17 protein-coding genes are annotated in these 17,989 nt (G+C 33.7%); 8 read left to right on the top strand and 9 right to left on the bottom strand.

Annotated elements, in window-relative coordinates:
- Positions 1–209 precede the first annotated feature (209 nt).
- The 6 genes from gldD to mutY all read right to left on the bottom strand — a co-directional run bounded on the left by gldD (position 210) and on the right by mutY (position 6,941).
- Positions 210–776: a gliding motility lipoprotein GldD gene (gene gldD, locus ERX46_RS14885; protein ID WP_130094656.1), complete on the bottom strand. Its 567-nt coding sequence runs from the start codon at positions 774–776 to the stop codon at positions 210–212.
- A gap of 7 nt (positions 777–783) precedes the next feature.
- The gene (gldE, locus tag ERX46_RS14880; RefSeq protein WP_130094655.1) at positions 784–2,115 is read right to left on the bottom strand and encodes a gliding motility-associated protein GldE; all 1,332 of its coding nucleotides are present in this window, start codon (positions 2,113–2,115) and stop codon (positions 784–786) included.
- 12 nt (positions 2,116–2,127) lie between these two features.
- Entirely contained in the window at positions 2,128–2,580 is a 453-nt protein-coding gene (locus ERX46_RS14875; protein ID WP_130094654.1) for a single-stranded DNA-binding protein, read from the bottom strand.
- Positions 2,581–3,424: 844 nt separating this feature from the next.
- Positions 3,425–4,006: a hypothetical protein gene (locus ERX46_RS14870; protein ID WP_130094653.1), complete on the bottom strand. Its 582-nt coding sequence runs from the start codon at positions 4,004–4,006 to the stop codon at positions 3,425–3,427.
- Between the two features lie 246 nt (positions 4,007–4,252).
- Positions 4,253–5,464: a tetratricopeptide repeat protein gene (locus ERX46_RS14865; RefSeq protein WP_130094652.1), complete on the bottom strand. Its 1,212-nt coding sequence runs from the start codon at positions 5,462–5,464 to the stop codon at positions 4,253–4,255.
- A 439-nt stretch (positions 5,465–5,903) separates the two neighbouring features.
- A complete protein-coding gene (gene mutY, locus ERX46_RS14860) occupies positions 5,904–6,941 on the bottom strand; it encodes an A/G-specific adenine glycosylase (protein ID WP_130094651.1) in 1,038 nt (345 codons plus the stop codon).
- Positions 6,942–7,051: 110 nt separating this feature from the next.
- Here mutY and ERX46_RS14855 point away from each other — a divergent pair, with 110 nt between their 5' ends.
- The 7 genes from ERX46_RS14855 to ERX46_RS14825 all read left to right on the top strand — a co-directional run bounded on the left by ERX46_RS14855 (position 7,052) and on the right by ERX46_RS14825 (position 12,959).
- Entirely contained in the window at positions 7,052–7,342 is a 291-nt protein-coding gene (locus ERX46_RS14855) for an HU family DNA-binding protein (protein ID WP_109359030.1), read from the top strand.
- A gap of 369 nt (positions 7,343–7,711) precedes the next feature.
- Complete coding sequence (locus tag ERX46_RS14850) at positions 7,712–9,259, top strand: Rne/Rng family ribonuclease (protein WP_130094650.1); 1,548 nt, start codon at positions 7,712–7,714, stop codon at positions 9,257–9,259.
- A 2-nt stretch (positions 9,260–9,261) separates the two neighbouring features.
- Positions 9,262–9,744, top strand: coding sequence for a regulatory protein RecX (locus ERX46_RS14845; protein ID WP_130094649.1), 483 nt, complete (start codon positions 9,262–9,264; stop codon positions 9,742–9,744).
- A gap of 394 nt (positions 9,745–10,138) precedes the next feature.
- Positions 10,139–10,852: a polyprenol monophosphomannose synthase gene (locus ERX46_RS14840; RefSeq protein WP_165366248.1), complete on the top strand. Its 714-nt coding sequence runs from the start codon at positions 10,139–10,141 to the stop codon at positions 10,850–10,852.
- A complete protein-coding gene (locus ERX46_RS14835) occupies positions 10,849–12,186 on the top strand; it encodes a dihydroorotase (protein WP_130094648.1) in 1,338 nt (445 codons plus the stop codon). Before ERX46_RS14840 ends, ERX46_RS14835 begins: the two co-directional genes overlap by 4 nt.
- On the top strand, positions 12,186–12,551 hold the full coding sequence (locus ERX46_RS14830) for a DUF4296 domain-containing protein (protein ID WP_130094647.1): 366 nt from the start codon (positions 12,186–12,188) through the stop codon (positions 12,549–12,551). The genes ERX46_RS14835 and ERX46_RS14830 overlap by 1 nt, the downstream gene beginning before the upstream one ends.
- Before the next feature lie 18 nt (positions 12,552–12,569).
- Positions 12,570–12,959, top strand: a complete 390-nt coding sequence (locus ERX46_RS14825; RefSeq protein ID WP_130094646.1) for an acyl-CoA thioesterase — start codon at positions 12,570–12,572, stop codon at positions 12,957–12,959.
- A 341-nt stretch (positions 12,960–13,300) separates the two neighbouring features.
- Here ERX46_RS14825 and ERX46_RS14820 read toward each other — a convergent pair whose 3' ends face one another.
- From ERX46_RS14820 to gap, 3 genes are all read right to left on the bottom strand, one after another.
- Positions 13,301–14,860: an FMN-binding glutamate synthase family protein gene (locus ERX46_RS14820; RefSeq protein ID WP_130094645.1), complete on the bottom strand. Its 1,560-nt coding sequence runs from the start codon at positions 14,858–14,860 to the stop codon at positions 13,301–13,303.
- A gap of 212 nt (positions 14,861–15,072) precedes the next feature.
- Positions 15,073–15,519, bottom strand: a complete 447-nt coding sequence (locus tag ERX46_RS14815; protein WP_130094644.1) for a CYTH domain-containing protein — start codon at positions 15,517–15,519, stop codon at positions 15,073–15,075.
- A 1-nt stretch (position 15,520) separates the two neighbouring features.
- On the bottom strand, positions 15,521–16,513 hold the full coding sequence (gene gap, locus ERX46_RS14810; protein ID WP_130094643.1) for a type I glyceraldehyde-3-phosphate dehydrogenase: 993 nt from the start codon (positions 16,511–16,513) through the stop codon (positions 15,521–15,523).
- A gap of 161 nt (positions 16,514–16,674) precedes the next feature.
- On the opposite strand from gap, the gene ERX46_RS14805 reads away from it, so the two are divergent.
- The gene (locus ERX46_RS14805) at positions 16,675–17,979 is read left to right on the top strand and encodes a Kelch repeat-containing protein (RefSeq protein WP_130094642.1); all 1,305 of its coding nucleotides are present in this window, start codon (positions 16,675–16,677) and stop codon (positions 17,977–17,979) included.
- Positions 17,980–17,989: the final 10 nt, after the last annotated feature.

Genomic DNA, 17,989 nt, shown 5'->3' with positions numbered 1-17,989 from the left:
GATTGTTTGAGAATCAAAAACATTTAAGTTTTAATAACAAAAAGAACATAGTGTCATTCTTTTAATCCCCGAATCTTTGATTTTTTGAATCTTTAAATCTTTCAATCCCCGAATCATTGAATCATTGAATTTTTCAATCTTTGAATCATTGAATCATTGAATTTTTGAATTCTTAAATTCTTGAATTCTTGAATCTTTAAAAGATCAAACTACCTCCACTCCAAAGTATTCATAAACTCATAAAGATCACTCTTCACGAAATCCAGTGTTGGTTTAATGGAATCATAATTTGGCAGCGTATTGAAATAAACCACACCACTTATAAATCGGCTGGTGCTATCGGTTAAATAAAACTGGAATGGAGAAGCTACGTTGCCTTGTAATTCGAAAAGGGTTCCAAAAACGCGTGCATCATTTCTAATAAATGAAGTATCGAGAATGGCAGTCGCTTTCACTTTGTGTTCTCCTACTTTATCGATGGCATAATTAACGTAAACCGCTAATGAAGTATCCATTTCAATTCTACTCAGGTGGAGCGTTCCATTCAATTTAGTCAACTTAACATCTCTATTGCATGTAGAACCTTCAACATTTTGGACATTAAAATAGCTTGGCTTATTGAATGAATATCCACAACTGTCAGTAAATATTTCGTAAGTACGTTCTGGAAAATTAAGTTCTAAAAATGTGGAAGGTTTAGGAACAAAGTTTTTATCATTATTACATGAAGCGATTAAAAATAATCCCAATAAAGCCAACCCTACATTTTTCAACATAACTTATTTACTGTTTAATGATCTTAATCGTCTTCACTCTTTTCTTGTCAGAAGATTCTACAACAAACTTAAAGTTTTCGAAAATATAAATTTCATTGTTACGCAAAATCCTTCCAGATTGTTCAATTAAAAATCCTCCGATTGAATCAGATTCTCCTTTAACTTCTTCGAAAGCCTTACCGTCAATTTCTAAAACTTTATACATATCAACCAAAGATGTTTTTCCTTCAAAAAGATATGTTGAATCATCTAATTTTGTGTAAACGATATCTTCATCGTCAAACTCATCCGTGATTTCACCAATAATTTCTTCAAGTACATCCTCCAAGGTCACTACACCAGAAGAACCGCCGTATTCATCTACAACAACGGCCATGTGCATTTTCTTCTCTTGAAACTCCTTTAGTAGATCATCAATTTTCTTGTTTTCAGGAACAAAAAACGGTTGACGAATAATAGCATTCCATTCGAAATCTGCTGGTGCATTAAGGTGTGCTAATAAATCTTTAACGAAAAGAATTCCTGTTACATTATCAAAAGTATCTTTAAAAACAGGTATTCTTGAGTATCCTGAATTCAAAATAAGCTTCATAACCTCTTCGTAAGACAACTCTTCATTGATGGCAATTGTATCTACTCTTGATCGCATCACTTGGCGCACATCTGTATTTCCAAAATTTACAATTCCTTCAAGTATTCTTTGTTCATCAGCTGTAGTATGCTCCTCACGTGTAAGGGCAATTGCATTCTCCAAATCATCGGTAGAAACATCAATTTGACGTTTTCTAGCATATTTTAAAATGATATCCGTTCCGTTAACAAGAAACATTCTCAACCAAGAAAACGGTGGTATTTTACCCACTACATTTAAAGGTGTGGTCATTAATCTCACCAACTTCAAACTATTTCTATTGGCATAGACTTTAGGTATTACTTCGCCAATCAATAAAAGCACGAAAGTAATTCCTCCAATTTCAATTGTTGTTCTTAAATAATCAACACCAATAAAATTAGGATTAACTGGATATATCTGACTAAATATGTAACTAGATAAAATTACTATTGCAACATTCACGAAATTATTCGCGATTAAAATAGTAGCGAGTAAACCTTTCGGATTATTCAAAAGTCGCAAGGATGTTTCTGCTGCAGGATCTGCAGAGTCTCTAATTTCTTCTTTGTCTTCTGGAGTAAGCGAGAAAAATGCCACTTCGGAACCTGAAACCAATGCTGAGGTAACAAGAAGCAATATAAGTACTAAAATTGAAATCCAAAAACTCATACCGAAATCCGGGGGAATCGATAATAAAATAGAACTAAGGGGGTCTGTATCGTCCATTAAACTAATGCTTTAAAATGGTAAATCGTCATCATCATCTTCAGACAATCCTCCGCTCATCGGCTTAGGTTTTTCTGGAGTATTTCCAGTATTGAAATCAGGCTGTTTAGAACTATTTGTGTTTTCGCTTTTACTAGACAACATTGTCATGTTATCAGCAACAACTTCTGTGCTGTATTTTGTAGCTCCAGCTTCATCTTGCCATGAACGTGTTTTCAATTTACCTTCGATATAGACTTTTTGTCCTTTCGTAAGATATTTCTCCACCACATCTGCAAGGCCTCTCCACACTACAATGTTATGCCAATCTGTAATATCCCTGCGTTCTCCAGTTGTCTTATCAGTATAGTTTTCAGACGTAGCAATAGAAAAACGAGCCAATTTTGTCCCATTTTCTAAAACCCGAATCTCTGGATCCTTTCCTAAATTACCAATTAATATAACTTTGTTAACGCTTCCTGCCATAATTGCAAAAGTAAAAAATAATTCACTTAAATATACATACAATATTTGTAAAAAATTAATAATCTATAAATTAGGGTTGTTTTGGTTTATGGGGTTGCAATTTAGAATGATGTTTACGAAGAAATTTTGGGTGGAGTTTAGTGGTTATTACATTTATATAAATTTTGTCTAATTCCTTTTTATGGCTCTATGTGAAATACTGTGGGTAATCAATTTTAATCCTTCGAAAAATTAATGGTTCTACTACGAATTGAACTGTAACCTAAACGAGTTGTATTTTAAAGTATTTATCAAAATTATCATTTCATTTTTACAAGCAAGCACATGGTGGTCTGTATTTCAATTGATTATTCCCGGCGGGACGGCATATTAATAGCCAAGGACGTAAGTCCTTGGTTTAAAAAAAATAGATATAATACAAAACCCCACAAAATCGACCTAATTGCATGCAATTAAGTCGATTTTGTGGGGTTTTGTTTCGGTTTGTATCGTTTGGCGAATGGACTTACGTCCATCCCTATTAACATGCCGTCCCTCTGGGACTTCGAATAATAAATACCTAAATAACAGGAGCTTATAAAATTAAGCGAATTAGATTTTTAATAGAAAGTTTCCATTTAAATAAAAGTAGAACCAAATTAACAATCGTTTAGCTTCAATTAAAACCATAGATTTTAAAACTACCCACACAAAATCATATAGAACCCTTTTTATCAATATTTAAGGTTTTTCGCTAAGCCTATTTTCAATATGTTTTATCGAAGATTCAAACTTTTAGATTTACATGAATGTAAAAATCGAAGGTTTTTACAGGCTGAGGGTCAAAGGCTATGTTCACCTTCGTTTATTTTATCTTTACTTTTGGAAGTTTTAGTTCTCCTAATTGCTTAATAATATCATTTCGATTATCTGCTATCCTTCCGAAAAATGGTTTTAGTACTTCATTATCTACTATACTATCTCTATATGTATAGGCGTATAATACTAATGCTTTATTTTTTGATTTTTCATTCTTATATCTGTATAGATTCCATTCGAAAATATATGCTCCATCGCTAATGACGAAATCAATTATTTTTTCATTTCCATTGTCATAGATATTATAATTCACAACAGGATTGGTCTTTTTTAATAGTTCTAATTCAGATATTTTAAATTTAGCTGCATCTTCAACAGTTAAGTCTCCAATTATGGATTCAATAATTATCATATCATTATATTCCTTCAGTGTTGCTCCTTCTGGCAAATATTCTTGTTTATAGTAATTATCGGAAGGGTTAGAACTCCAAACTAATGAGTACTCTTTTTTATCAAAATTTATTTTTTTACCTACTCCTAAAAAGTCCTTTGGAGAATTAAGAGTTGTGAAGGAAATGCACAAAAATGCAATAAAGGAAAGTAGTATTAATTTATTATTTCTAATCATTATAGTTTTTTTTTATGAATGCTAACGTTTGAGGCTTTGCGGCGGCCTGTTTGCTAAATGTTTTATCGAAGATACAAACTTTTAAATTTACATAAATGTAAAAATCGAAGGTTTTTACGGGCTGATCGTCAAAGGCTGTGTTAGCATATGTTACTTCTCTAATTGTTACTATTGAAAGCAATCGAGCCTGTTAACAAAATAATTATCACAGAAATTATACAACTTAGAATATATGAATTGATTTAATTAAAATCTAAAAGGCTCCAATAGTTTAAGAAGCCGAGCCTTAAAGCCAACTTGCTCTATAATCTCTTCCTGGCTTAACCCAATTCTTGAGAAAATCCCCATAATAACACACTGTTCTATAATCTCCTCGGAAAGATAGTATTTTGATTTTAAAAACTCTGACAACTCGTTTGTGTTTTTCATTCGCTTACTGAAAAGTGAGAGCCTTGAAAAATCATATTTTTCAGTGACTTTTATTTTACGTTTTTTATACTTTATAGAAATAGAATGATAACCACTAGTTGTGTTCTTTTTAATTCTTATCCAATAAGGGACTAATTTGTATTGTTTATCATAACTATAAAGTATTTCAATTTTATAGTTTTCATCTTGGCAGGTATATGTTAATTCGTTCAACAGTTTGAAGAAGTCAAAACTTAGTGAGTACCCATTTTCTACTCCCTTTTTTAAGCTTATAACATGGGTGAGTTTATTATTGCTCTCATAAAATTTTAAAGCAGTACCACTATAAGCATTCCAGTTGTCATAAATGTAATGACTAGAGAAAAGAAACTTCTTATTATATGCGGAGGGAAAACCTAACTCTTTAAGTATAGTGAATGAAGAATCATAGACAATCTTCTTATACACCGCTAACTTATCTTTCCACTTTTCATTAATTGCTTTTTGTTCTAAAGCTTTTTCTAAATTGATTTTAGCAGTATTACTATTTGAGTCTAATTTAATTGCTTTTTCAAATGAGTTAATTGCTAAATCGAACTCTTCAAGCATAAAGTATGAATAACCCATATTGTTATATGCGTCGCTGTAACTGGGGTTGACATTAATTTCCTCTTTAAAACAATCAATAGATGCCCCAAACAGTCCTTCGTCAAATTTTAGGCTTCCAATATTGTATCTAACAAGTCGCATGGAAGAGTCAATAGATAGAGCCTTTTCATAATCTTGCATTCCTTTCTCTTCTTCACCCATTTCCACAAATACGTTCCCTCGATTGTTGTAAGCACGATAATCTCTAGGGAAATAACTAAGTTGTTTGTTATAGAGTTTTAATGCTTTTTCATAGTCTCCAGCCTCATGTGCTTTTAACCCTTTAGCAAAATAATCGGTCGAATCTTCAATAGATATTTGACTAACCAAAGAAAAATCTATAAGCGATATGATGAGTAAGAAAAGTTTAGAAAAACATTTAAAACCGAAGATAAATTTCATGAGGTTAAATTAAATAAAGAGTCTAAATAATGTGTCAGTTATAGCTCCTTTTTAAACGATTTAAGTTCAAAAACAGCTAACGTATATGCTTTCTCTCTTGTATCTGTAAAAAAAGTATTTACTATCATGACTTACCTTTAAATCTTGTAATTCGACCCCTGGCTCAAATTGAGTTACGTTTACGCTAACATTATTCTCAAGAATATGCAAACACTTCATGATAAGCCTTATTATGCATTCTAATTTTCAATTTCTTAATCTGGGAAAATACCGAAATTGGGAGTATTAATAAGATACTAATTATAAGTTTCAATCTTTTCATAATGTATGCTAACTCACTTATAACCCCACCACCAGCCTACAAACCCACCAACCATTTGTTAGCTTTGTGCACCTTTTGGTAGGATTATTATCACCAAATTTAATCATTCTTACAACATCACAAATCAAACAACCCTACATTATTCTCCAAAAACCGTTCAATCAATCTTGGCAATGGTAAATCATTAATTAAATTCAAATCCGTTACTATAATAGTATCTCCTTTCAACATTTCATCAACTTCCCAAAATGTTGCGTTAATATGTTGGTGGGTTAAAATATGCCGTTCATCAAAAATTCTTTTAATTATATTGACACCATATTTATCCTTCACAATAGCACTTACTTCTTTTTTTAGTTTCTTGTCTTCTAATTCAAGCACAGGAAACTCATACATATTTTGCCAAATGCCTTTTCCTTCTCTTTTAATCAATTGAATATCTTGAGAAGGATAAATTAAGTAATGAAAATGCCTTGTGGTTACTTTTACTTTTTTGGATTTCACGGGTAACTGTAAAGGATCACCTTCATTAAAGGCCAAGCAAGTATCTGCCAAAGGACAATTTTCGCAATCAGGATTCTTTGGTTTACACACCATCGCTCCTATTTCCATAATTGCTTGATTGAATTCAGCTGGGTCTTCTCTGTTCAACACTTCTTCGGCATAAGTTTTAAAAAGCTTCGCACCTTGACCTGTATCTATAGGCGTATTGTCATTGAAATAGCGAGAAAGCACACGAAAAGCGTTTCCATCCAGAACGGCATATGGTAAATCATAAGCAAAAGAAGCAATGGCAGAAGCAGTATAATCTCCAACACCTTTCAAGCTTTTTATGTCTTTATAGGTATTCGGGAAAACTCCATCAAAATCATTTACGACTTGTTGAGCTGCGGAATGTAAGTTTCTCGCTCTACTATAATAACCCAACCCTTGCCACAATCTCAGAACCTCTTGTTCATCAGCAGAAGCTAAACTAAAAACATCAGGATAATTTTCTATAAACTTATAATAGTACGATTTTCCTTGATCAACTCTCGTTTGTTGCATTATAACTTCCGATAGCCAAATTTTATATGGGTTTTTGGTATCTCTCCATGGAAGATTCCTGTGGTTTTGTCGATACCAAACCTGTATTGATAGAGCAAAATGAGACATTTAGGATATTTTTTAAAATTATTTTGAAAAAGACAAAGATAACAGGAATAAGCTAAGTACCTTTGTGGCTGGAAATCATTAAGTTGTTAAAAGTTAAAAAAAATTAGATTATGACAAAAGCTGATATTGTAGCTGAAATTGCTGAAGAAATTGGACTAGAGAAAAACGAAGTTCAAAAAACTGTTGAATCATTCATGAACACAGTAAAGAAATCTCTTACAAATGGAGAGAATGTTTATTTAAGAGGTTTTGGTAGTTTCATCGTAAAAGAAAGAGCAGAAAAAACTGGTCGAAACATTTCAAAAAATACGACTATTATTATTCCTGCGCACAATATTCCATCATTTAAGCCTGCTAAGACATTTGTAGAAGACGTAAAATCAAATGTTAAGGTTAAATAATTGAAAAATTGTCCGCTTATTGGGACTTATAAAAGTTATTTATATCTTTGCACTCCTGTTTTTCTTGAAAGGCAGGAGTGTTTTTGTTAAAAAGACACTTAGAATACAGAATATTAATACTTAAAATCATATAGTTATGCCAAGTGGTAAAAAGAAAAAGAGACATAAAATGTCAACGCACAAGAGAAAGAAGCGTTTAAGAAAGAACCGTCACAAGAAGAAAAAATAGATTTCTATTTTTCACAGTTTCTGGTCGGAAACATTTTATAATTAAACTGTTTACGACCAGAGCTATTATGACAATTCAACAAATAACTTGGCAAATGTTTGCTAAGTTATTTGTATTATATAAACTTAAATACGGCTTCCGTGAATTACGAATTAGTGGTTGACTCCCGCAAAGGGAGTGTTTGGCTTGCACTACTAAAAGACGGAAAGCTTATTGAATTACACGAAGAAAGTGAACAAACGGACTTTGCTGTTGGTGATGTATACCATGGTAAGGTTAGAAAAGTTGTACCCAGTCTTAACGCGTGTTTTGTCGATGTAGGATATGAAAAAGATGCATTTTTGCATTACTTGGATTTAGGTCCACAGTATCTGTCGCTCAATAAGTTTACCCAACATACGTTGCAAGGAAAACAAAACGTAGCCGACCTCTTGTACTTCAAAACTGAAGAAGATATTGCTAAGGATGGAAAGATCACTGATGTGGTTTCCTCCTCTCAACACATAATGGTTCAAGTTGCAAAAGAACCAATTTCGAGCAAAGGACCTCGATTAAGTGCTGAAATAACATTAGCCGGTCGGTACCTAGTACTCGTTCCGTTTTCAAACAAGGTCTCTATTTCACAGAAATTGAAAGACCCTGAGGAACGTGAACGTCTGCGCGACATTATGAAGAACATCAAACCAAAGAATTTTGGGGTGATTATTCGTACTGTAGCGAAAAACAAAAAAATCGAGCAAATCGATCAAGACCTTAAAGATCTTATAGCGAAATGGACTAAATTACATGGTAATTTAATTAACTCTAAACCGCCAAGAAGAATATTAGGTGAAATCAATAAAGCCTCTTCATTATTAAGAGATTTATTGAATGCTGACTTTACAAACATACATGTAAATGACGATGATTTATTCGACAAAATGAAACTCTATGTCGCTTCAATTGCTCCAGATAAGGAGAACATATTAAAGCGATACAATGGTAAATTAGACATCTTTGAAAAGTTTGGAATTAACAAACAGATCAAGACGCTATTCGGGAAGAAAGTTCCTTTGCAAAGTGGCGGATATTTAATTATCGAACATACAGAAGCCATGCATGTGGTGGATGTAAACAGTGGAAATAGAAAGGATCCAAAAGGGCAAGAAAGTAATGCTCTAGCGACCAATTTAGAAGCTGCTGAAGAATTAGCACGTGTACTCCAATTGAGAGATATGGGTGGTATTGTTGCAGTCGACTTTATCGACATGCACGAGAAGGAAAATAATAAAATGCTCTTTGAGAAAATGAAAGAGTTTATGAAACCTGACCGTGCTAAGCACAATATCTTACCTCCTTCTCGTTTTGGTGTAATTGAAATAACACGTCAGCGAGTTCGACCAGAAACAGACATTGAAACATCTGAAAAGTGTCCTGTTTGTGATGGAACAGGAGAAATTACAGCAAGTATTTTATTTGCTGATGAAGTTGAAAACAATCTGACTTACTTAATTGAAGACAGAAAAATTAAAGACATTTCATTAGAGGTTCATCCCTATATTGAATCCCATTTTAAGATTGGTTTACTCTCTAAACAGGTAAAATGGTTCTTAAAATACAAAAAGTGGATCAGAGTTACAGGAGTAACGAATTTCCATTTATTACAATATGCTTTTAAAGACAAAGAAGGTAAAATTGTAAAGATTTAGGTATGAATAAAGAGGATAAATATTCCTTTTTAGAAGCCAAACACAAAATTGAAGCTTGGTGTGCTTATCGCGATCGCTGTCATCACGAGGTTTATAACAAACTTAGAGATTACGGAATAGATGATGAGGACACCAACGCTTTACTTTCACACCTCATAGAATATAAATTCCTAGACGAACAGCGATTTGCTGATAGCTTTGTTTCGGGAAAACACCGAATCAAAAAATGGGGACGAAATAAAATCGTTGCTCATTTAAAACAAAAAAGAATAACTGCCCGAATCATTAAAGATGCTTTAAAAGAGATTGATGAGCAAGAATATGTCGATATGCTTCATTCTCTAGCACTTCAAAAATGGAAATCTAAGAGTGGAACTGATTTTGAAATCAAAGTAAAAGTTCAACGTTATTTAGCGAGCAAAGGATATGAATTTGACCTCATCTACAACGCCCTCGAAGATGTAGAAATTGAATTAAAAGAATAGTTCCTCTATATTGTTTGAGTAAGATTACAAATACTCCATTTACCATTACAAATACTCCATTTAGAAAAATCAGACCGCAAGACAAATCTCGCGGTAACTGAATTTTGTGGTTTGTATGTTCAAAAAAGAGGGAGAAAAATAATGGCGCTTTTGCGTCATCATTTTTCTCCCTCTTTTTTGAATTCTCCTCCTTTTGTAAACTGTTATTGCAAGATTTTATCTCGCAAAAACAGTTTATCATTGGAATCTTGGCAGTGTTAAAGTAAATCAAATAAATCCAACCTTTTTTAACAGCAACATTAGGACATTTTAATAATTATTTCAAGAATTCACTAATTAAAAACAGCGGTCAAAAAATTTTCAATTATATTAGCGAATTATAAGAAATTGAGAAGTGTCTGATAGCATAATAATTATTCCAACATACAATGAAATTGAGAACATTGAACGAATGATTCGTCAAGTTTTCAGCTATGAAAAAGAATTTCATTTACTTATTGTTGACGACAACTCTCCCGATGGAACAGCTCAAAAAGTAAAGGATCTTCAAAAAGAATTCCCAACTCGTCTTTTCATATTAGAACGTCCAGAAAAAAATGGATTAGGAACAGCCTACAAAGCAGGATTCGACTGGTGCTTGGAAGCAACTTATAACTACATTTTTGAAATGGATGCAGATTTCTCTCACAATCCAGATGATTTAATTCGACTATATGAAGCTTGTGCCAAAGAAGGAGTTCATCTTTCTATAGGTTCTCGCTACTGTAAAGGAGGAAAAATAAAAAACTGGCCAGTAATGAGGGTGCTCATGTCTTATTTCGCTTCCATCTATGTTAGAATGATATTGTGGATCGGAATTAAGGACACAACAGCCGGATTCAAATGTTACACCCGTGAAGCATTAGAGAAAGTAAATTACGACATCATTCCATTTAAAGGATATGCATTCCAAATTTGCATGAAATACGGAGTCCGTAAACATAAGTTAGGAATTGTAGAAGTACCCATTACATTTATTGATAGACAACGCGGAACTTCTAAAATGAGTTCAGGCATATTTAAAGAAGCATTTTTCGGTGTTTGGAAAATGAGAAAAATGAAACTATGAAATATTTATTAAAACAGGCTACGATTATCAACGAAGGAACATCAACGATAGGAGATGTTTTAATTCATAATGATATCATTGAAAAAATTGCACCTTCTATTACTGATGCTTCTGCAACGGAAATTAACTGTGAAGGAAAATACCTTGTCCCTGGAAGTATAGATGATCAAGTTCATTTTAGAGAACCAGGACTAACGCACAAAGGAAATATTCGTTCAGAAAGTCGTGCTGCAGTAGCCGGAGGAATTACTTCTTTCATGGAAATGCCAAATACAGTTCCCAATGCACTTACACAAGAATTATTAGAAGACAAATATAAAATTGCTGCCCATTCAAGTTTAGCGAATTACAGTTTTTTCATGGGAGCTTCAAACGACAATATTGAAGAAGTTCTAAAAACCAATCCTAAAAATGTTTGTGGAGTAAAAGTTTTTATGGGTTCTAGTACTGGAAACATGTTAGTTGATGAACCATCAACTTTAAACAAAATTTTTAGCGAAGTCCCTATGTTAATCGCCACACATTGTGAAGATGAGGAAACTGTGAGAAAAAACATGGAAATTTACCGTGCAAAATACGGTGAAGATGTTCCAATGAAATATCATCCTGAAATCAGAAGTGCTGAAGCTTGTTATCTTTCTTCATCATTAGCTGTTTCTTTAGCGAAAAAACACAATGCTAGATTACATGTTTTACATATTTCAACTGAAAAGGAATTGTCTCTATTTGAAAACAAAACTCCATTAGCTGAAAAGAGAATTACGGCGGAAGCATGTGTTCACCATTTATGGTTTTCAGAAGAAGATTATGATACAAAAGGAACATTGATCAAATGGAATCCTGCGGTAAAAAAGAAAAGCGATCGTGACGCTATTTGGCAAGCTGTTTTAGACAACAGAATTGATGTTATAGCAACAGATCATGCTCCGCATACAGTACAAGAGAAAGACAATACTTATTTCAATGCTCCATCAGGTGGACCTTTAGTTCAACATGCTTTACTAGCACTTTTTGAAAAAGCTAAAGAAGGAGTGATTTCTAAAGAAAGAGTAATTGAGAAAACCGCTCATGCTCCATCCGTTTTATTTGGAATTGAAAAAAGAGGTTATATCCGTGAAGGATATTTTGCTGATTTAGTAATCATTGATCCTAATAAAACAACTACAGTTACAAAAGACAACATTTTATACAATTGTGGCTGGTCGCCGTTTGAAGGGTATACATTCAGTCACCAGATTGAAAAAACTTTTGTCAACGGGAACTTAGTTTATGATAATTACAAAGTTGTTGACCAAAGCATTGGAAAAAGACTTGAATTCAATAGATTTGACTAATGAAAAAACTACTGTTTCTTTCTTTGGGTTCAATATTTTTGTTTCTAGGAGCGTGTTCTTATCGATTTGATAAAAAAGATGCACCGGACGACTTGATTCCAAAGGATACTTTCACAATGGTTTTGCAAGAGGTTATGATTGTTGAATCTTATTTTAAACATCAGCAAAGTAATGTAAACGATTTTTCTAGGACTTTGCCAAAAGCGATAAATCCAATTTTTGAAAAGTACAATATCGACAGTACAAGGTATTCTAACTCTATGACATATTATTCTACAAGACAAGAGAAGTTTATTGAGGTTTATAGTCAGATACAGGATAGTTTGACTTTGAATACGCTATCTCGAGATACAATTTCGCAGTAGTAGATTAAAACAAGAACGATGAGATTTCACACAAGAAAATGGGTAAAACCCGAAGATTTAAATCCGAATGGGACTTTATTTGGAGGCCGATTATTAGAATGGATTGATGAAGAAGCAGCGCTTTATTCGATTATACAATTAGAAAATCAAAAAACGGTCACAAAATTCATAAGTGAAATTGATTTCCAGAATTCTGCTCATCAAGGTGATATTATAGAAATTGGTATTGAAGTTATTAAATTTGGCAGTGCTTCGTTAACGCTTAAATGTGAAGTTCGAAACAAAATGACCCGCAAAACAATCATCACTGTTGATCGAATCGTGATGGTGAGTCTTGATGATGATGGAAAAGCAAAACCACATGGGAAAACGAAAATAGAATACGTTAAAGATAGGCTAGATGAATAAGCGTATTTCGTGTCCGTAAGAAAACTATTTTTTTTTAAGTCTTTGATAAGAAAACTTCAAAGGCAAGGCTTTTAAAGTTTTTAATTGTCAGAAGTTTATCTTTATAAATGCGATGCCTTGCGACGTGCTGCGTTATGCAGAACCTGCCGAAGTAAGCATAACGCAGTACTTGGAATTTTCTTGCAATGCCCATTTTGATAAAACGACTAGATAAAGTCGTTAACAAATAAAGCAAATGCAATATTACAAATACAACGAAGTTTTATTCGTTAACAGCGTTTTTAAAACTAAAAAAGGGACATCTCGAAAGACATCCCTTAATATTACTCTAACATTCTAAATTAAGAATGAATTGGTTCTAATATTTCTTCTTTTTTCAAAAGTGCTCCGACTTCTGTCAAAGGATAAATTTCACTGTATTTCTTGATCTTATCCATTTCCACACGGCGATTGATGTGAACACGTCTCAATCCTTGCGGAGTTGTTACACCACTCGCTGCCATAAGTTCGATAAAACTATATACAGTTTGAGAATGGAAGTTAGCCACACGTTGTGATTTATCTTCTACATCTAGTCCACGCATTAAACTCTTATCTTGAGTTGCAACACCAACTGGGCATGTGTTTTTGTGACAAAGCAAGGCTTGAATACAACCTGTAGCAAGCATCATAGCACGTGCACACGAAACAGTATCTGCTCCAATAGCGATTAATCTTGCGATATCAAAACTACTGAATACTTTTCCTGAAGCGACAACGCTGATATCTTTCTTCAAATCATAACCACGTAAAGTGTTTACTGCATAAGCTAAACCATCACGCAGCGGAATACCGATTGAGTTTGAGAATTCAACAGGTGCAGCACCCGTTCCTCCTTCACCACCATCGATGGTAATAAAGTCTGGTTTAATACCTGTTTCTATCATCGCTTCACAAATATCTGTGAATTCGATTTGTTTTCCAATACACATTTTAAAACCAACTGGTTTTCCGTTTGAAAGATCTCTCAATTCTTTAATAAAATACAACAACTCAGTTGCATTAGTAAAAGCCGAATGAGTATTAGGAGAATGAACAGTTGTGTGTGGATCTATGTGACGAATAGCTGCAATTTCTTCAGTATTCTTTGAAGCCGGCAAAAGACCTCCGTGTCCAGGCTTAGCACCTTGAGAAATCTTCAACTCAATCATTTTAACATTGGGGATATTTGCGTTTTCCTTATATGTTACTGGATTAAAGTTTCCTTTTTTATCACGGCAACCGAAATATCCTGTACCCACTTGCCAAATTAAATCTCCACCATACTGTAAGTGGTAAGGACTAATTCCTCCCTCTCCGGTATTTTGCGCAAATCCACCAATTTTAGCACCTTTATTCATTGCTAAAACAGCGTTCATACTCAACGATCCAAAACTCATCGCTGAAATATTCATTAAACTTGCAGCATAAGGTTGCTTACAATCTGGACCACCAATCATAACTCTAGGGTCATGATCAATTTCTTTACGGTTTTTCGCATAGATAGAATGATCCATCCACTCATAACCGATATCATAAACATTTAATTGAGTTCCAAAAGGTGCTGTATCATTCACTTTTTTGGCACGCTGATAAATCAACGAACGATCCAAACGATTGATAGGTCTACCATCTGTGTCATTTTCCACGAAATACTGCATGATTTCTGGACGAATAGACTCTAATAAATACCTAATATTTCCAATTACTGGGAAGTTTCTTCGAATACTGTGTCCCTTCTGAATCATATCGAAATAACCAATTACGATTAAAGGTCCAAACAAGACCATAAACCAAATTACATTATTCCAAAATGGAAAAACAGCTACTACTACCCCTACTACTATTATTGACAATAAAACAAATATACCTCTTGGCTTCATGACATTATACAATTAATGATGTTATACCCTGAACTTTTAATGTGTTAACTACTTTAAAATAATCCGCAAAGTTAAATGAAATATCTCATTCCGCATTAGAGATTACACAACAATATCTAAGGTATGTTGTAAACCTAACAATCACTATGCATTTTTTACGAGAAACACCAAAAACCTAGCGCGTTATTTCAAAATTCAAAACTTTAGACCCTTTAAATCATATTAACATTAAAGTACTCTGGCTGATTGGAAACTTCTTTACCTATCCACTCTGGGAGTGAAAAAACTTCGTTTTCATTTGTAAGTTCAATCTCAGCGAGAATCAATCCTGTTTTTGGTGACTCAAATTCATCTACCTCCCAAACAAATCCATCGAATTTTAGTTCGTACCTTGTTTTAATTATTTTCTTGGGACAAAATTCTTTCAGCATTTCTTCTGCTTCCGTTTTGGGAATAGAATACTCATACTCTAACCTAGAAATTCCTTTCGTCTTCCCTTTAATAGTAATCCATCCTTTATCTCCAGTTACTCTTATACGCACCACCGTTTCAGGAGTTGACATAATATATCCTTGTGAAATTCTTGTCCCTAATTTAGGTTTGACAGCTTTCCATTTTGAAGCATCAACAAGAAATTTTCGTTCTATTTCTACTCCCAAATCAAAGTGTTTTAATAAGATCAATTAAACGATTAGAGTATCCTGCTTCATTGTCATACCAACCCACAAGCTTTACTAAATTTCCAACAACAGAAGTCAATTGACTATCAAAAACACAACTGTTAGGGTTCCCAATGATATCTGCTGAAACTAAAGGTTCGTCAGTATATGCCAAAATTCCTTTCAGTTCGTTTTCACTTGCTCTTTTAAATTCAGCGTTTATTTCGTCCACTGTTGGAACCTTACCCTCTATTGTTAAAGTTAAATCAGTTAAAGATCCATCTGGAACTGGAACACGAATTCCACATCCTCCAATGTGTCCTTCTAATTCTGGAAATATTTTACCCAATGCTTTTGCTGCTCCAGTAGTTGTTGGAACAATAGATTCAGCAGCAGCTCTTGCTCTTCTTAAATCCTTGTGAGGCGCATCATGCAAACGTTGATCAGAGGTATAACTGTGAACAGTAGTAATATATGCACTGTTGATTTTACACATTTTTGAAATCAATTTCACCATTGGTGCTGCTGAATTTGTTGTGCATGAAGCATTACTTATCAACTTATCATCTGGTGTAAGAATATCATCATTCACCCCTAAAACAACAGATTTTATATTATCACCTTGTCCGGGAGCACTTATCACAACTTTCTTTGCACCTCCTTTAAAGTGAGACGAAGCAGCTTCTTCTGTTCTAAAAAGTCCAGTAGATTCTAAAACGATTTCAACTTCGTATTTTTCCCATGGAATTTCTTCTGGATTACGAAACTGAGTAAAAATAATTTTACTCCCATTTTCAAAAACAATTGCGTCGCCAACAACTTCAAAAGCTTCATCAATTTGCCTATGAACAGAATCGTATTTCAGTAAATGCGCTAATGTTTTAATATCAGCCAAATCATTAACGACAGCAACCGATATTTCAGATTGTTTTAAACTCATTCGTGTAAAATATCTTCCAATTCTACCAAATCCATTAACACCTACTTTTTTCATACTAGTTACTATTTAAATACAAACAAAATTAACCATAATCAGAGTCAATCAAAAGAAAATGGAGGAATGATAATTCATTAATCGCTAATTTTATAAAGTATTCAACCAACTTCTTTAAAAGATCATTCCTTTCTGTCCGCTATTTTCATTAAATTCGTGACATGAAGCAAATGCTAATATTTTTCACATTGTTTATGGTGTCCTTTTTTGGGTATTCCCAAGGAAATTGGACATGGACAAAATTGAGTAATCTGCCCATTACAACATCGAATAATGCTGTGGTAGAATGCATTTCAGGAGAAGGAAAATACGTTTATAGTTTTGGAGGAATCTCAGGAGCGTTAACCCAATCAGATATTCATCAACGTGTGTTTAAATATGATGTGAGTCAGGATTCATGGGCGGAAAAGAGTGCTATTCCAGATACATTAGGGAAAATTGCTAGCGGTGCAAGCTGTGTTAAAGACAAAATTTATCTCATGGGTGGTTATCATGTGGCAACTAATGGAGTTGAAACAAGTTCAAACAAAGTTCACATTTACAACACAACAACTGACCTATTTGAAGCAGAAGGTAATCCAATTCCTACGCCTATTGATGACCATGTGCAAGCAGTCTGGAGAGACAGCTTGATTTTTTTGATAACAGGATGGAGTAATTCAGGAAATGTTCCAGATGTTCAAATTTACAATCCAGAACTTAATTCTTGGATGATGGGAACGCCGACTCCAAACTTCTCATTTTACACTAGCTTTGGTGCATCAGGTTACATTTTAGGAGACACAATATTCTACTTTGGTGGCGCTAAAGACTTCCCTACTTTTGAAGCTACAAACGTATTACGAAAAGGCGTAATTGATAAAAATGACCCTACTCAAATTGATTGGTCGGTAATTAATTCGGGCAATGGTGAAACCCTTTATCGAGCGGCATGCTCTGGTCATGACAAAACAGTTTTTTGGGTAGGAGGATCAATGGAAGCTTATAATTTTGATGCATTAGAATACTACAATAATAAACCAGTAAAACCGAACAAGAGGATCTATGAAATTGATCTGCAGCAAAAAAGTCAAAGTAACATCTACAGTGTTCAAACACAAGGAATGGATTTACGTGGAATTGCTAAATTGGGCGGAGGCAACTGGATGATTGCAGGTGGAATTGATAGTCTACAACACGCCACAAAAGACACCTACCTACTTCACAATCCAAGGCTCTCAAATATTGGAAATGCTAATATTCCTCCACTCTTTAAAGTGAATGGAAATGGCGACTATTTCGAAGTAGTGACAGAAAATGTTGGAGAAATTAGTGTTTATGACACGCAAGGCAGAATATTATATAACGCTAAAAAACAATTGGCAGATTTAAAAATACACAAATCTAATTTACAAAAAGGAATACTCATTTTCGCTTATGATGACAAAGTCAATTTGCCAATTATTATTAAGAAAATACATCCTTAAAAACCGAACT

It is taken from the genome of Brumimicrobium glaciale (genome assembly GCF_004152935.1).
In the GTDB taxonomy this organism is placed as follows: domain Bacteria; phylum Bacteroidota; class Bacteroidia; order Flavobacteriales_D; family Crocinitomicaceae; genus Brumimicrobium; species Brumimicrobium glaciale.
Note: the sequence above shows the minus strand (reverse complement) of the source record. Positions and strands in the feature narration are given on the sequence as shown.

Bases quoted from the DNA above. Each gene is read 5' to 3' on its own strand.
- gldD (WP_130094656.1), bottom strand. From the start codon at position 776: ATGTTGAAAAATGTAGGGTTGGCTTTATTGGGATTATTTTTAATCGCT.
- gldE (WP_130094655.1), bottom strand. From the start codon at position 2,115: ATGGACGATACAGACCCCCTTAGTTCTATTTTATTATCGATTCCCCCG.
- ERX46_RS14875 (WP_130094654.1), bottom strand. From the start codon at position 2,580: ATGGCAGGAAGCGTTAACAAAGTTATATTAATTGGTAATTTAGGAAAG.
- ERX46_RS14870 (WP_130094653.1), bottom strand. From the start codon at position 4,006: ATGATTAGAAATAATAAATTAATACTACTTTCCTTTATTGCATTTTTG.
- ERX46_RS14865 (WP_130094652.1), bottom strand. From the start codon at position 5,464: ATGAAATTTATCTTCGGTTTTAAATGTTTTTCTAAACTTTTCTTACTC.
- mutY (WP_130094651.1), bottom strand. From the start codon at position 6,941: ATGTCTCATTTTGCTCTATCAATACAGGTTTGGTATCGACAAAACCAC.
- ERX46_RS14855 (WP_109359030.1), top strand. From the start codon at position 7,052: ATGACAAAAGCTGATATTGTAGCTGAAATTGCTGAAGAAATTGGACTA.
- ERX46_RS14845 (WP_130094649.1), top strand. From the start codon at position 9,262: ATGAATAAAGAGGATAAATATTCCTTTTTAGAAGCCAAACACAAAATT.
- ERX46_RS14835 (WP_130094648.1), top strand. From the start codon at position 10,849: ATGAAATATTTATTAAAACAGGCTACGATTATCAACGAAGGAACATCA.
- ERX46_RS14830 (WP_130094647.1), top strand. From the start codon at position 12,186: ATGAAAAAACTACTGTTTCTTTCTTTGGGTTCAATATTTTTGTTTCTA.
- ERX46_RS14825 (WP_130094646.1), top strand. From the start codon at position 12,570: ATGAGATTTCACACAAGAAAATGGGTAAAACCCGAAGATTTAAATCCG.
- ERX46_RS14820 (WP_130094645.1), bottom strand. From the start codon at position 14,860: ATGAAGCCAAGAGGTATATTTGTTTTATTGTCAATAATAGTAGTAGGG.
- gap (WP_130094643.1), bottom strand. From the start codon at position 16,513: ATGAAAAAAGTAGGTGTTAATGGATTTGGTAGAATTGGAAGATATTTT.
- ERX46_RS14805 (WP_130094642.1), top strand. From the start codon at position 16,675: ATGAAGCAAATGCTAATATTTTTCACATTGTTTATGGTGTCCTTTTTT.